13 protein-coding genes are annotated in these 14,221 nt (G+C 61.8%); 7 read left to right on the forward strand and 6 right to left on the reverse strand.

Annotated elements, in window-relative coordinates:
• Nucleotides 1-41: 41 nt before the first annotated feature.
• Nucleotides 42-1,349 carry an RsmB/NOP family class I SAM-dependent RNA methyltransferase gene (locus HPO_RS13550; protein ID WP_035599899.1) on the reverse strand — a complete coding sequence of 436 codons (1,308 nt, stop codon included), beginning with the start codon at nt 1,347-1,349 and terminating at the stop codon, nt 42-44.
• 74 nt (nt 1,350-1,423) lie between these two features.
• Between HPO_RS13550 and HPO_RS13555 the strand changes: the two genes are divergently transcribed.
• Nucleotides 1,424-2,041 carry a GNAT family N-acetyltransferase gene (locus tag HPO_RS13555; protein WP_035599902.1) on the forward strand — a complete coding sequence of 206 codons (618 nt, stop codon included), beginning with the start codon at nt 1,424-1,426 and terminating at the stop codon, nt 2,039-2,041.
• A 3-nt stretch (nt 2,042-2,044) separates the two neighbouring features.
• Here the strand turns inward: HPO_RS13555 and guaB are convergent, their stop codons facing one another.
• Nucleotides 2,045-3,502, reverse strand: a complete 1,458-nt coding sequence (guaB, locus tag HPO_RS13560; protein ID WP_035599905.1) for an IMP dehydrogenase — start codon at nt 3,500-3,502, stop codon at nt 2,045-2,047.
• A 73-nt stretch (nt 3,503-3,575) separates the two neighbouring features.
• Nucleotides 3,576-3,986: a GFA family protein gene (locus HPO_RS13565; protein ID WP_035600047.1), complete on the reverse strand. Its 411-nt coding sequence runs from the start codon at nt 3,984-3,986 to the stop codon at nt 3,576-3,578.
• Between the two features lie 138 nt (nt 3,987-4,124).
• On the opposite strand from HPO_RS13565, the gene HPO_RS13570 reads away from it, so the two are divergent.
• The gene (locus tag HPO_RS13570) at nt 4,125-5,459 is read left to right on the forward strand and encodes a serine hydrolase domain-containing protein (RefSeq protein ID WP_051612625.1); all 1,335 of its coding nucleotides are present in this window, start codon (nt 4,125-4,127) and stop codon (nt 5,457-5,459) included.
• Nucleotides 5,460-5,474: 15 nt separating this feature from the next.
• On the opposite strand, the gene HPO_RS13575 is transcribed toward HPO_RS13570, so the two are convergent.
• Together HPO_RS13575 and HPO_RS13580 are read right to left on the reverse strand one after the other, a co-directional pair.
• Nucleotides 5,475-6,179 (reverse strand): RlmE family RNA methyltransferase, encoded by a 705-nt coding sequence (locus HPO_RS13575; RefSeq protein ID WP_035599908.1) that lies wholly within the window; start codon nt 6,177-6,179, stop codon nt 5,475-5,477.
• The gene (locus tag HPO_RS13580; RefSeq protein ID WP_035599910.1) at nt 6,172-7,272 is read right to left on the reverse strand and encodes a Ppx/GppA phosphatase family protein; all 1,101 of its coding nucleotides are present in this window, start codon (nt 7,270-7,272) and stop codon (nt 6,172-6,174) included. Before HPO_RS13580 ends, HPO_RS13575 begins: the two co-directional genes overlap by 8 nt.
• Nucleotides 7,273-7,323: 51 nt before the next feature.
• Between HPO_RS13580 and hspQ the strand changes: the two genes are divergently transcribed.
• Nucleotides 7,324-7,776: a heat shock protein HspQ gene (gene hspQ, locus HPO_RS13585; RefSeq protein WP_084324326.1), complete on the forward strand. Its 453-nt coding sequence runs from the start codon at nt 7,324-7,326 to the stop codon at nt 7,774-7,776.
• 15 nt (nt 7,777-7,791) lie between these two features.
• Here hspQ and rfaE2 read toward each other — a convergent pair whose 3' ends face one another.
• Nucleotides 7,792-9,252 (reverse strand): D-glycero-beta-D-manno-heptose 1-phosphate adenylyltransferase, encoded by a 1,461-nt coding sequence (gene rfaE2, locus HPO_RS13590; RefSeq protein WP_035599913.1) that lies wholly within the window; start codon nt 9,250-9,252, stop codon nt 7,792-7,794.
• 156 nt (nt 9,253-9,408) lie between these two features.
• Between rfaE2 and HPO_RS13595 the strand changes: the two genes are divergently transcribed.
• The 4 genes from HPO_RS13595 to HPO_RS13610 are packed head-to-tail and all read left to right on the forward strand — an operon-like array spanning nt 9,409 to nt 14,211.
• The gene (locus HPO_RS13595) at nt 9,409-10,866 is read left to right on the forward strand and encodes a cryptochrome/photolyase family protein (RefSeq protein WP_035599915.1); all 1,458 of its coding nucleotides are present in this window, start codon (nt 9,409-9,411) and stop codon (nt 10,864-10,866) included.
• On the forward strand, nt 10,863-12,179 hold the full coding sequence (locus HPO_RS13600) for an NAD(P)/FAD-dependent oxidoreductase (protein WP_035599917.1): 1,317 nt from the start codon (nt 10,863-10,865) through the stop codon (nt 12,177-12,179). Before HPO_RS13595 ends, HPO_RS13600 begins: the two co-directional genes overlap by 4 nt.
• Complete coding sequence (locus HPO_RS13605; RefSeq protein WP_051612626.1) at nt 12,176-12,985, forward strand: DUF1365 domain-containing protein; 810 nt, start codon at nt 12,176-12,178, stop codon at nt 12,983-12,985. Before HPO_RS13600 ends, HPO_RS13605 begins: the two co-directional genes overlap by 4 nt.
• Nucleotides 12,982-14,211: an SAM-dependent methyltransferase gene (locus HPO_RS13610; protein ID WP_035599918.1), complete on the forward strand. Its 1,230-nt coding sequence runs from the start codon at nt 12,982-12,984 to the stop codon at nt 14,209-14,211. Before HPO_RS13605 ends, HPO_RS13610 begins: the two co-directional genes overlap by 4 nt.
• The last annotated feature ends 10 nt before the right edge of the window (nt 14,212-14,221 follow it).

The following is a 14,221-nucleotide window of genomic DNA, read 5'->3' on the forward strand; positions in this document are numbered from 1 at the left end:
CTGTGAAACGCGCCATGGAGCAATTTGGACAGCCCTATGGATCAAGCTTCCCGGTTAAGCAGCGCGAAGAAGAAGCCATCGGTGCCCGCCCGGCGCGGCGTGAGCCGGACGCTGCCGGTGGGGCCGCGGAATTTGCGGACGACGGCGGCGCCATGGTCGGTCAGAAGGCCTGAAGCAATCGCGGCTTCAGCGGCGTCTCCCTCGCGGAAGCGGGTATCGGCCGCCAGAAATTCGGCAACGCGGTCCTCGTCTTCCTCAATCAGGAAGGAGCAGGTTGCATACAAGAGGCGACCGCCGGGTTTCACATAGTTGGCCGCTTCGGCGAGGATCTGGCGCTGATCCTCCATGCGTTTGGCGAGCTGGGCAGGCTTCACGCGCCATTTGGAGTCCGGCTTGCGGCGCCAGGTTCCGGTGCCGGTGCAAGGCGCATCGACAAATACGAGGTCCATCTGGCCCACCAGCGGCTCAAGGCTCGTGCCTTCGCTGGGGTGGACGAGTTGAACATTGTGCGCCCCAGAGCGCTTGAGACGCGGAACGAGCGCTGAGAGGCGCTTTCCATCAATGTCATAGGCATAAATCTGGCCGGTGCCCTGCATCTGCGCCGCCAGGGCGAGCGTCTTGCCCCCGCCGCCGGCGCAATAGTCCAGCACCTGCTCTCCCGGCTTGGCATTTGCGGCGGCCGCCGCGATCTGGCTGCCCGCATCCTGCACTTCCACCCAACCCTTGGAGAAGGCGGGAATGCCCTCGATGGAGTCTTCGCGCTCGGTGGGGTCGCGCGCCGGGATATTGTAGGCGTTGGTCAGCAGCTTTGAGGGCACCGCCCGGACGGATTTGAGCGGGAGCGCGGCTTTCTCTGCGTCGGATTTCAGCGTGTTGACGCGCAGATCCACATCCGCGCGGACGGCCATCGCCTGCGCCTCGACCACGGTATCGGGCCCGAATACACGCTCCATATGCGGCGTCAGCCATTCGGGAAAATCGCCCTGAACATGGATCGGCGCGGTAGGATCGGGCGCCATGATGAGCGCGTCGCGCTCTGCATTCGTCAGGGGCGTTGGGCCGTGATCGTCATAGCAGGCCTGTTCGATGTCGCGGGCGGGCCAGTCCCAGGCAAAGCGCAGGGTGCCGAACACCAGCGCGCGCGGATCGTCATGGCCCATATGATGGGCTGTCGAGTTGCGGCGCCGGAGGGCATCCAGCACGAGACCCGACACCCAGGCGCGGTCCTTGGAGCCGGCATAACGGGCCCGTTTGCCCCAGTCGCGCACGGCAATCTTCACCGGTTGATGCCTTTGCAGCACGTCCGTCAGGACAGAAATTGCTGCGCTGATGCGTCCGCCATTGCGCATGTGTCGGCTCTCCGGTTGCGAAAGCGTGGGTGTTAGCGTCCTATGAGGCCGGTGAAAACAACAAAGGGCTGAACATGCTGGAGATTCGCCTGCCGGAGGGGATGCGGGATGCGGAGGCCGCAGATTGGCGCCGCATGGGCGACATTACCGGAGAAGCCTTTGCCGAAGACCCGGTGAACCTCTGGATATTTGGCCGAACGGACGCGCTGACGCCGGTATTCTCGCAGCTTGCGCGGCATCTCTATATCCCGAACGGGATCTGCCATCTGGCCGGAGATCGCGGCGCGACGATGTGGTGCCTGTCGGACCGGAGAAAGGAGCTTGGCGCGCTGGCGACGCTGGGCCTCGTCTGGACGCTGATGCAGAAGGGTTCAAAGGGCGCTGCCAAGCGCGCGCTGACGGCGGGCGAAACCATGGCGCGGGAGCATCCCAAGGACCGCCACCTTTACCTTTTCACCATCGGCACGCGGAAGGCAGAGCGCGGCAAGGGGCTGGGCAAGCAGCTGATCAGCCCTGCCCTCGCCGCCGCTGATAAGGCCGGGATGCCCTCTTATCTGGAGAACTCCAATCCGGCGAATACCGGCTTCTATATGAGCCATGGGTTCGAGCGGATGAAACTGTTCGAGCCCGGCCCCGGCGCCCCGCCACTGGAAGCGATGTGGCGGGAGCCGAAACCTCAAGATGCGATCTGAAGATCAGCCGCGAGACAGTGAATAGTTCGGTGCTTCGCGGGTCATCATCACGTCGTGGACATGGCTTTCGTTGAGACCGGCGCCGGTGATCTGGACGAACTCTGCCTTCTGATGGAGCTCGGCGATATCCTTGGCGCCGACATAACCCATCGCCGCGCGCAGGCCGCCGACCATCTGGTGGATGATGGCGCCGACCGGCCCCTTGAAGGGTACCTGCCCTTCGATGCCTTCCGGCACGAGTTTCTCGGCGGCGGCGTCCTTCTGGAAGTAGCGGTCAGCCGAGCCGCGGGCCATGGCACCGAGGCTGCCCATGCCGCGATAGGCTTTGTAGCTGCGGCCCTGATAGAGGAAGACCTCTCCGGGAGCCTCTTCGGTGCCCGCGAACATCGAGCCCATCATGGCGGTGGACGCGCCAGCGGCGAGCGCCTTGGCGAAGTCGCCGGAGAACTTGATGCCGCCATCGGCAATGATTGGAATACCGGACGCCAGCGCGGCGGTGGCGCATTGCTCGATCGCAGTGAGCTGAGGCACGCCGACACCCGCGACGATGCGCGTTGTACAGATTGAGCCCGGGCCGATCCCGACCTTCACGGCATCTGCGCCTGCATCGATCAGGGCTTTGGTCGCTTCTGCCGTCGCCACGTTGCCGGCGATGATCTGAACGGCGTTGGAGATCTTCTTGGCGCGGGTGACCGCTTCAGCCACGGAAATCGAATGGCCATGGGCTGTGTCGATCACCACCGCATCAGCGCCGGCCTCGATGAGGGCCAGGGTCCGCTCGAAGCCTGCGTCTCCCACCGTGGAAGCGGCGGCAACGCGCAGGCGGCCTGCGCCGTCCTTGGCAGCGTTGGGGTGGACGGCGGCCTTGTCCATGTCCTTCACGGTGAGCAGGCCGAGGCATCGGCCGTCATGATCGACGATCACCAGCCGTTCGATCCTGTGCTTGTGCAGCAGGCGGCGCGCATCGCCGGGAGCCATGTCCATCTGGGCCGTGACCACTTCGCGGGTCATCAGGCTCGCGACTTTCTCGTTCGGATCGTCCGCAAACCGGGTATCCCGGTTGGTGACGATGCCCACCACCTTGCCGTTTTTCTCCACGACCGGAATGCCGGAGAAGCCCGTGCGCTTCTTGAGTTCCTGAAGGTCTCCAAGGGTGGCGTCGGGGCTGATGGTGACGGGGTTCATCACCACACCGCTTTCATACTTCTTCACCATTGCCACTTCGCCGGCCTGCTGCTCGATCGAAAGGTTGCGGTGGATCACGCCGATGCCGCCAGCCTGGGCCATTGCGATGGCGAGGCGCGCTTCGGTGACCGTGTCCATCGCCGCCGAAAGCAGCGGGATATTGAGGGGGATGGTTTTCGTGAGCAGTGTCGAAACATCGACATCTGCCGGTAACACCTCACTTGCGCCGGGCTGGAGAAGCACGTCGTCGAAGGTGATCGCTTGTCGGATTTTCATGTGGGGAGCTCCCTTTTTGGCCTCCTAAGGGAGTCGCGAGGCCTTGTGAAGTCCCCTCATGCTGCGTTTGCGATCACATTCCCGGAAAGCGCGGAAAAGCCCGAACACCCTCCGGTATATGGTGAAACGGTTGTGCATCGGCTGTCTGGAGGATGACCTGGGGGCCTTCGAACGCGGCCGGATTGTCGAGCGCGCCCACCTTGAGGATCAGCGCGCCGGGCAATGCCGGAGAGCGGGTGAGCAAGGGCGTTCCGCAATCGGGGCAAAATTCCCGGGTGGCCGCGCCCGGGAAATCAGGCCGGGTGTATCCTTTGGGCGCGCCTTTTGTGAACCGAAAGCCGGCCTCGGGCATGGCGATGAAATCATTCCCCTCCCCGCCCGTGAAGTATTGGCATTCCCGGCAATGGCACCGGGCGCGCATCAAGGGCGCTCCCTCCGCTTCGTAACGGACATTTCCGCAATAACAGCCACCTGACAGGTTCATTTTCTCTTCCCCCATGTTGATTTCACGCCCGGCCAGCTAAGCATGACAAGCCGCGCCAGTTCAATCGGGCCCACCTTGAAGCAGACATAAAATCAACTTACCACCAGCTTCGGTGGCGCAGGGTGGGACAAGGAAGAGATGTTGCAGCGGCTGGCCTGGGCAAAATCCGCCGCCTTCAGCGTCCTGATCCTGGCCGCCGCTTGCGGACAGCCCGCCGGCAATTTGGCCGACACTCCCGAAATAGTGGAGACCGAGGCGGCTGCTCCCGACCCTGCCAAGAGTTTTACCCCCTCCATCCTGGTGATGCTGGACGAGGAGATGGCGGCGGTGGTCCGCCAAAATAAGGTCGCCAGCCTGTCCTATGTTCTGATCAAGGATGGTGAGCGGGTCGCCAGCGGCTTTCATGGCACGCGCACACTGGATACTGCTGACCCGGTAGATGACCGGACGATTTATCGGATCTATTCGATGACTAAGCCGGTGACGGCGGTTGGCCTTCTGATGCTGCATGAAGAAGGCAAGTTCAGCCTCGACGATCCGATCACGAAATTCCTGCCCGAAATGAGCAAGCTGGAGGTGTTTGACGGACTGTCTGCCGGGAGCATCCGCACACGGCCGGTAAACCATGTGCCGACCATGCGGGAGCTTCTGCTGCACACCGCCGGGTTCGGCTATGGCGATGGGCGGCCGGATTATGTCTCGCAGCAGTTTCTGACCCACCAGATCGACAGCGCAGCCTCTTCCGATGAACTCGTGGAAAAAGTTGCCCGCATCCCCCTGAAATACCAGCCGGGCGAAGCGTGGTCCTATTCCATCGCTTCTGATCTTCAGGGCGTCATCATTGAGCGGATTACCGGCCAGTCGCTCCAGCAATATCTGGAGGAACGGATATTCGCGCCGCTCGACATGGCGGATACGGGGTTTACCGTTGATGAGGCGGATAGTTCGAGACTGGCCATCCTGACGAGCTGGACACCGGAGGCGGGTATGCAACCCCTGCCCGGCCCGATCCAAACATTGCGGGCCGCAGAGGTCGCGCGTTATTCAGGTGGACACGGACTTGTTTCGACTATTGCCGACTACGAACGTTTTGCAGCCATGCTGCTCAATGGTGGGTCTCTGGGCGACGTCAGGCTGCTGAAGCCGGAGACGGTTTCAATGATGGTGACCAATGGTCTGGCATTTGTGGATGCCAATACCAGGCTGCCGCTCTACCGGCCGTCCGCAGGCATCGGTTACGGGTTTGGTGTGGGCGTTGTTGATGACACCATTGCATCGGGCCTTGGAGCACCGGAAGGCAGCTTCTTCTGGGATGGCGCTACCGGGACCTGGTTCTGGGTCGATCCCCGGCACGATCTGATATTCATTGGTATGCTGCAGAATATGTCCAGCTCGCCCATTCTCATGCGGCGCGCAGCGATGCAGCGTGTATATCATGCGCTGATTACGGACTATTTCCCCACCCCGCACTGAGGGGGGGATCTGCCGTTATTTGCGGAAGCCCTTGGCAACCACATAGATTTCGGGGCTGCCAGCGCGGCTGGCGGCTGGCTTGATATGCTTCACCGTCCGGAAATGCTGTTTCAACTGGTCAAGCACATCTTTGGTTGCGCCGCCCTGAAACACCTTCGCACAGAACGCGCCGCCTTCGGCGAGATGTTCGATGGCAAACGCCACCGCCATTTCCACAAGCGCGACGGTGCGCAGATGGTCTGTCTGTTTGTGGCCTGTCGTGTTGGCGGCCATATCGGACAATACAAGATCCGGCGGCCCAGAAAGGCCGGCGAGCATTTTCTCGACATCCTCAGGATTGTTGACGTCACCTTCGATGATCAGCGCACCTTCAATCGGCACCAGGGGCAATAGGTCGATCCCCACAACCTCTACCGCGCCTTTCTGCAGCGCCACCTGAATCCAGCCCCCAGGCGCGCATCCCAGATCGACCACACGCTGGCCCTTGCGCAGGAGCTTGGCGGTCTCATCGATTTCCAGGAGCTTGTAGGACGCGCGCGAGCGATAGCCTTCGTCCTTTGCCTTGCGCACATACGGGTCCTGAAGCTGACGTTCGATCCAGCGCTTGGAGCTTTCCGTGCGGGCGTTCCGGGCAATCACCTTGCGCTCGGTGGCACGGCGGCCGGAATCCTGCTTCTCCGGGCCCGGCCCCTTCCATCGCCGCCTGTCGTCATCACTCATTTGGAGTCTCCTGAAGGCTGGGGCGGCGCCCCTTGCGGCGGCGGTTCCGGTTTCTGGGTTGACCATACATCATCGACAGCAAAAGTCCCTCCCGCAGGCCGCGGTCGGCCACGCGCAGGCGGGTGCCTTCGAAAGCTTCCCACACGGCCTGCATGATCGAGCAGCCCGCCAGCATCAGCGGCGCCCGTTCTTCCCCGATGGTCGGCAGCCTGGCGCGGCCAGCGACACCAAGTTCTCGCAACATATCGATCGTTGCACTGCCCTCCGCCCGGCTCATCCAGGCGCCATCCACCTTGTCCCGCCGGTACCGATCCAGCTTCAGGTGGACACCGGCAAGACAGGTTACCGTTCCCGACGTCCCGATAAGGTAGCCTTCGTCAGCGGCGAGGCGTTCCTGGACTGCCGCCAGCCCCGGCCAGGAGGCAACAATCCCCCGCGCGCGGGCCAGCATCAGCGGCCAGGCTTCAGCCTCTTCATGCTCGCGGAAAGCGTCGCTCATCGTGACGACGCCCATCTTGAGACTTGTCCAGTCGATGATCGGCGCGCGGTTAAGCATTCCCTTGAGGCCCTGCCCCCGCGTGGCTTCCGCATCCAGAAGCGACAGCTCGGTGGAGCCTCCGCCAATATCGACCACCAGCACGGATTTGGCGGGGGCGACCAGCAGGTCATGGCAGCCGATCGTGGCTAGCCGGGCCTCTTCCTTGGCGCCGATCACCTTGAACGTGAGCCCCGTTTCGGAATGCACCCTCTGGATGAATTCAGCGCCATTCTCTGCTTTGCGGCATGCCTCGGTGGCGATGCATCTGACGCGCCCGACCCCGTGATGGCGCAATTTGCGCCGGATCACATGCAGCGCGTCCAGCGCGCGTTCGATCGCAGCATCGGAAAGCCGGCCGGTATCGTGAAGCCCCTCGCCCAGACGCGCGATCTGGGAATGCGAATCCACCACGCGAAACGTCTGCCCGCGCGGCTCTGCCACCAGCAGGCGGCAATTATTGGTGCCCAAATCGACCGCAGCATATAGCGGGCGACTGGTGGTGGGGCGGGCCTGCGCGCGTTTGGGCGGCCCTCCCCTGTCTTTTTTGTCAGCCATGGTGTGGCCCGAATGGAAAACTTGAGGCAATGTCTACCACAGGAGATGAAAATGACCAGTAGACGCGGCCGAACCGCATGGTTGAAAAAGATCTTCCGTAAACGGGGGCAGCCGGCGGAGGCAGAACCGCTTTTGCTCGTTGATCCGGTCGATACCAACTATTTCTACAATACCATTTCCCGGCACGAGGCGCGTTTCCAGATCGGCCAGGTGGTGCGCCACAAGCTGTTTCCGTTCCGGGGCGTCATTTTTGATGTCGATCCGCAGTTTGCAAATACCGACGAGTGGTATGAGTCGATCCCGGAGGAAGTGCGCCCGCGCAAGGACCAGCCTTTCTACCATCTCTTCGCGGAGAACGACCGGACCCACTACATTGCTTATGTGTCCGAACAGAACCTGATACCCGACGATTCCGATGTTCCCTTGAGCCACCCTGATATTCCGGAATGGTTCACGATGACCGGAACGGGCACTTACGAGCTCAAGAAGCACGCAACCAACTAAGGTGCCCGCTGCGAGCTAGGTTCCGCTGGTGCTGCGCGCGATGGTTGCCGTTGTGGAGTGGCCTGGCACCAGGGGCACAATGACGACTTCGCCGCCGCGCGCTTCCACAATATCGGCGCCCACGATCGTTTCTTTCGTATAGTCACCGCCCTTGACCAGCACATCCGGCTTCAGGGCCGTGATGACTTCCAGGGGCGTATCGGTATCGAAGATGGTGACCCCATCCACCGCGCTGAGGGCGGCAAGCACGTCAGCGCGGGCCTGTTCGGTGTTGATCGGGCGCTGGGGGCCTTTAAGGCGCTTCACCGAGGCATCCGAGTTCAATCCGATAATCAACCGGTCGCAATGGGACCGGGCTTGTTCAATGACGCGGATATGGCCCGGATGCAGGATATCGAAACACCCGTTGGTGAAGCCGATTCGCAGGCCTGCAGCGCGCCAGCGTTCGGCCTGGCCGATCATGGCATCGATCGGCAACACGCCGGCGCGTCCGGCGGGGCCGAAATCCGTCAGCGCCGCTTTGACCTCTTCTGCAGTGACCGTTGCAGTTCCAGACTTCCCAACAGCAATACCAGAGGCAGCGATGGCCATGCTGACGGCCTCCTCCAGCGTGCCACCGCCGGCAATGGCGGCCGCCAGCGCCGCCAGGCTGGTATCGCCCGCGCCGGAGACGTCGAAGACTTCCCGTGCGCGGCCGGCTTCGTGATGAACCTTGCGGTCCGGACCGATGAGGGAAATGCCTCTGGCGGCGCGGGTGACGACCACGGCCTTTGCCGGGAGGATTTCCAGAGCGCTGCGCAACGCCCAGCTGGCTTCTTCGTCTGTGCTAACGCTGAGACCTGTGGCGGCAGCAAGCTCGGAGGCGTTGGGCTTGAGGATATCGACAGCGCCGTATCGGGCAAAGTCCCTGCCCTTCGGGTCTGCGATCACGGGGATCTTATGATCTGCTGCAATCTGCAGGATTGCCGCCAGAAGCCGGTCTGTGAGCAGTCCCTTGGCATAGTCTGAAATGAGGATAGCGGCGGCGCCTTCGGCTTCAGCCGCGACGATGCCTATCAGTTCGGTTTCTGTCGTTTCGCTGATGGGCGCGGCATTTTCCGTATCGACGCGCAAAAGCTGGTGTCCGCCGGCCACAAAGCGGCTTTTGAGGGTCGTGGGGCGGCCTTCCAGGGTCACGAGATGGACGGAAATGGACACATCCTGGACAAATCTGGACAGAAGTTCCCTGCCGGCGTCGTCATCTCCGCGTGCCCCGATCAATACGGGGGCGAGGCCCAGAGACGCAAGGTTGCGGGCGACGTTTGCTGCCCCGCCGGGCATGGCGGCATCGCGGCTGTAGCGCAGCACCGGAACGGGCGCTTCAGGGGAAATGCGTTCAACGGCGCCATAGATGAACCGGTCGAGCATCACGTCGCCAATGCAGAGGACGCGCTTTCCGGTGGCCTGATCCAGAAGCCCTGAGAGTCGGGATGACATGAAGCGCAGGCCTCCGGTGAAAACAAAATTGCCTCTGCAGCAGGCTATAACGGCGCGTCCGGGTAAGCGAAAGCGCTGGCCGTCATCTGGTGATCCAGTCTGCGATTCAAGGCGTAAGACCATCGTTACCAGATATTTGCCCAGACCGGTCAGTTCATGCCTTCTCCCGCACCCGCAATTCTATGGTTCAGGGAAGACCTGAGATTAACGGACAACCCGGCCCTGGACATGGCGGTAGCCAGCGACAGGCCGCTGATCTGCCTCTATATCCTGGAGATGGGTGACAGCGCGCCGCGCCCGCTGGGCGCCGCCAGCCGGTGGTGGCTGAACCGGAGCCTTTCCGAACTCGCTGCATCCCTGGAAGCGATTGGCGGATCGCTGGTGCTGCGCGCGGGCCCAGCCGAGCGCGTGCTTGCCACGCTAATTCAGGAGACCGGCGCGGAGGCCGTATTCTGGAACCGCCGCTATAGTCTTCCCGAGCGGGAGACCGACGCCGCCATCAAGAAGGCGCTGAAGGACAAGGGCATTGAATGCCAGAGCTTCAATGGCCGCCTGCTGATGGAGCCCTGGGAGCTGAAAACCGGCAGCGGTGGCTGGTACAAGGTATTCACGCCTTTCTGGCGTGCATTGCAGGCGAGCTACAAAGCCCCTGCTCCGCTCGCAGCCCCCAAACAGATCAAGGCCGCAGCAGCCGATAGCGAAGCGCTTTCTTCCTGGAAGCTGCACCCAGAAAAACCGGACTGGTCTGGCGGGCTTGCCGAAGCCTGGACACCGGGAGAGCGCGGCGCCATGGACCGCCTTGAGGCGTTCCTCGATGGGCCCGTCAGCCGCTATGCCGATACCCGTAACCTACCTGGAGAACCGGACGGCACGTCACGCCTTTCGCCTCATCTGAGGTTTGGCGAGATTGGTCCGGCGCAGGTCTGGCGGGCGGTGCAGGCGCGCCTTGCGGCCGGAAGGGTGGATGAAAATTCTGCCCGCGTGTTCCTGTCCGAGATTGTCTGGCGGGAGTTTTCCTACACCCTGCTCTACTACAATCCCGGCCTCGCCACGGACAACTATAACGCCAATTTCAACCGGATGGGCTGGCGCCGCAGCGATGCTGATTACACGGCCTGGAGCCGAGGCCGGACAGGCTATCCCATCGTGGATGCCGGGATGCGGGAACTTTGGCATACAGGCTGGATGCACAACCGTGTACGGATGATTGTCGCCTCCATGCTGACCAAACATCTGCTTCTGCCCTGGCAGAAGGGCGAGGAGTGGTTCTGGGATACGCTGGTGGATGCAGACCCGGCCTCCAATCCGGCGAGTTGGCAATGGACGGCGGGCAGCGGCGCGGATGCTGCCCCCTATTTCCGCGTATTCAACCCGATCAGCCAGGGGCAGAAATTTGACAGCGCCGGTGACTATGTTCGCCGCTGGTGCCCGGAATTGGCGCGCCTGCCAGATAAATATCTGCACGCGCCTTTCGAGGCCGACGCGCAGACGCTGTCCAAAGCCGACGTAAAGCTGGGCACGACCTATCCCAAACCCATCATCGACCATGCCGTGGGCCGCCAACGCGCGCTGGACGCGTATAAAGCCCTCAAAGAGGATCAAGCCGCAGAATGAAGAAGATAGCGATCATCGGGGCAGGCATTTCTGGCCTGGGGGCGGCCTGGGCGCTTAAGAATGTGGCAGATGTAACCGTGTTCGAAAAGGACGCGCGCGCCGGCGGCCATGCAAGTACGCATGTGTTCGACTATGACGGTCATCAGACGGCGGTAGATCTTGGTTTCATTGTCTATAACGCGCTGAATTATCCGAACCTCATCGCCTTCTTCGAAGAGCTCGGCGTGCAGACACAGGCGTCGGACATGAGCTTCGCTGTGTCTGATCCTGTTGGCTGGGAATGGGCCTCTACCCTGCCCGGCCTGTTTGCGCAGAAGCGGAATATCCTCAATCCGGACTTCCACCGCTTCTGGCAGACCATCCTGAAATTCAACAATACCGCACGGGCAGAACTGGCTGCGGGAAATGTGCGCGAAACCACGCTGGGCGCCTGGTTGGACCGGCACAGCTATGACGAAGCATTCCGCCGCAATTATATCCTGCCGATGGGCGCGGCGATCTGGTCTACGCCGGAACGCGAGATGCTGAACTATCCCGCGCAGAGCTTTTTCCAGTTCTTCGACAATCACCGGTTGATGCACAAAGAGCGTCCGAAATGGCGCACGGTGACGGGCGGCAGCCAGAGCTATGTGACGAAGGCCGTAGACGGATTGGGCGGGCGTGTCCGAACGGGCACGGGCGTCTCCCGCCTATATCCTGTCGGAGGCCGGACAGCGGTTGTTCTGGAAAGTGGGCATACAGAGGTTTTTGATGCGGTCATCCTGGCTGCGCATTCCGACCAATCTCTCCGTATGATCCAGGCAGATTATGAGGATCAGGCCTTTGCGCTCCGCTCCATCCGTTATCGCCCGAACAGTATCTGGCTGCACCGGGACCCCTCGCTGATGCCAAAGCGGCGCAGCGCCTGGGCGAGTTGGAACGTCCTCAAGCAGGAAGGCGAAGATATCTGCCTGACCTACTGGATGAACCGCCTTCAGGGGCTCGACCCTTCGCGGCCATTGTTCATAACCCTGAACCCTGCCATGCCGCCAAAGGAAGAGCTGACCTTCCTTCACTATACGTTCGATCATCCCCAGTTTGACGCTGCGGCCGAAGCGGCCGTGCGCAGCCTCAAGCGCATTCAGGGCAAGGATAATCTCTGGTTTGCCGGCGCCTGGATGGGGCGCGGATTTCATGAGGATGGGCTGAAATCGGGCCTTTCTGCTGCGCTGTCTCTTGGGGGCCGTGTTTCCTGGCAGACGGACGGTCTTGAAACCTGGACTCCTACCCACAGCCCTCCTGTGGTACATATTGCGGCGGAGGTATCTGCTTGACCGCGCCTGCTCTCCGGCTTTGGACCGGCAAGACGGTCCATCATCGCTACGCCCCTTTCGAGCGGCGCTTCACGTACGATATTGCTCTGATTGATCTCGATATAGACAGGCTTGCCGAAGCCGGCGCGCAATCCCGCCTGTTTTCCGTGGGGCGGCCGGGGGTATTTTCCTTCCGGCCGGAGGACCACGGAGACAAGACAAAAGGCGCGCCGCTGCGCCCGTGGGCCGAAGGCATGTTCGGTAAGGCGGACGTGAGCCTGGATGGCGGCGCCATCCGGCTGGTGACGTTTCCGCGCCACCTCTTCTACAAGTTTGCACCCTTGTCGCTCTGGTATGGATACGGACCGGACGGGGCTCTGCGCGGCATCATCTATGAAGTGAACAACACTTTCGGTGAGTGCCACTGCTATGTGGCCGCAACCGGCCCTGACCGGTCAGAGCATGAGGCCGAGAAAACGTTTCATGTATCGCCCTTCATGGACGTTTCCGGCCGGTACCGCTTCACGCTGCGGGCGCCGGACGGAAAGCTGCGCGTGACCGTCGAGAACTGGAACGAGGGCACACGTAGCCATATGGCGAATATCAACGCCGTGGAGATGCCGGCCACCACCGCAAACCTGATACGGCTGGCCCTCGTGCAACCCTTTTCGTCCTTCGGCGTTACAGTTGGGATTCACTGGCAGGCCCTGAAGATATGGATCAAGGGGGCCGTCTACCGCAGGAAACCCGAGGCACCCGGTAGGATGGCGACGATAGCGACGAGCGTTCCCGTTAAAGCATCCCTCCACAGCGGAGAGCCGGTATGACCCAAACCATCATCGCATCCTCCAGCACCATCCGCGCGCTCAGCGGCGTACCGGCATCGTTCAGAATCGGCGCGCTGCTGCTGCTCCGCACCGAGCGTGGCGAGTTGCGTTTCCTGCTTCCCGATGGCCGCACGCTGGTTTTCCAGAATGCGGAAGAGGGCCCTTCCGCGGTCATCGAAGTGCATGATTACGGCTTCATCAAGCAGGCCATGGCCGGCGGCGATGTTGGTTTTGCTGACGCCTATATCGATGGGCTTTGGTCCACGCCGGATCTGACTGCGGTGTTGCGGTTTTTCTCGGCTAACTTCGAAGCGGCCGGCAAGCTGGCGCGGGGCGGATGGATCGTCCGCTCCATGAACATGATCCGGCACGCCTTCACCCGCCGCAACTCTCGCGAGGGCGCGCGCAAGAACATCATTGCGCATTATGATCTGGGGAATGACTTTTACGAGCGCTGGCTGGACCCGAGCATGACGTACTCGTCGGCTCTTTTCGAGAGCCCGAACCAGTCCCTGCAACAGGGCCAGATGAACAAGTATCGCGAGATATGCGATCGCATCCAGGCTGGCCCTTCGAGCGAAATTCTTGAAATCGGATGTGGCTGGGGCGGATTTGCCGAGTATGCCGCCAAGCAGCGCGGGGCGAAGGTGACCTGCCTGACGATCTCGCCTTCGCAGCGCGATTATGCGGCCGCACGCATGCAGCGGGAGGGGCTCAGCGACCGTGTGGACATCCGCCTTGAAGATTACCGCGATCACAAGGGGACATATGACGGCATTGCCTCCATTGAGATGTTTGAAGCGGTGGGGGAAGCCTACTGGCCAAGCTATTTTGCCCAGGTGTATTCCTGTCTGAAGTCAGGGGGGCGAGCCGCCCTGCAGATCATCACCATCGATGACAAACTGTTCGACCGGTATCGTCAGCGTGTGGACTTTATCCAGCAGCACATTTTTCCCGGTGGCATGCTGATCAGCGAGGAAGTGCTGAAGCAGCAGTTTGCAAAGGCCGGGCTGCGGCATGACGGCGTGAAATATTTCGGCCAGGACTATGCGCGAACCTGCCGGGAATGGGCGCGGGCGTTCAACGGCAGCTGGGATGATATCCGGACGCTCGGCTTTGACGAGCCGTTCCGCCGCCTGTGGAACTTCTATCTCAGCTATTGTGAAGCCGGGTTCAGCGACGGCCGAATCAATGTCGGCCACTTCCAGGTGACCCGGCCAATCTGATGCCCCCTGC

Origin of the sequence: Hyphomonas polymorpha PS728, assembly GCF_000685315.1 — a bacterium.
GTDB classification, from domain to species: Bacteria; Pseudomonadota; Alphaproteobacteria; order Caulobacterales; family Hyphomonadaceae; genus Hyphomonas; species Hyphomonas polymorpha.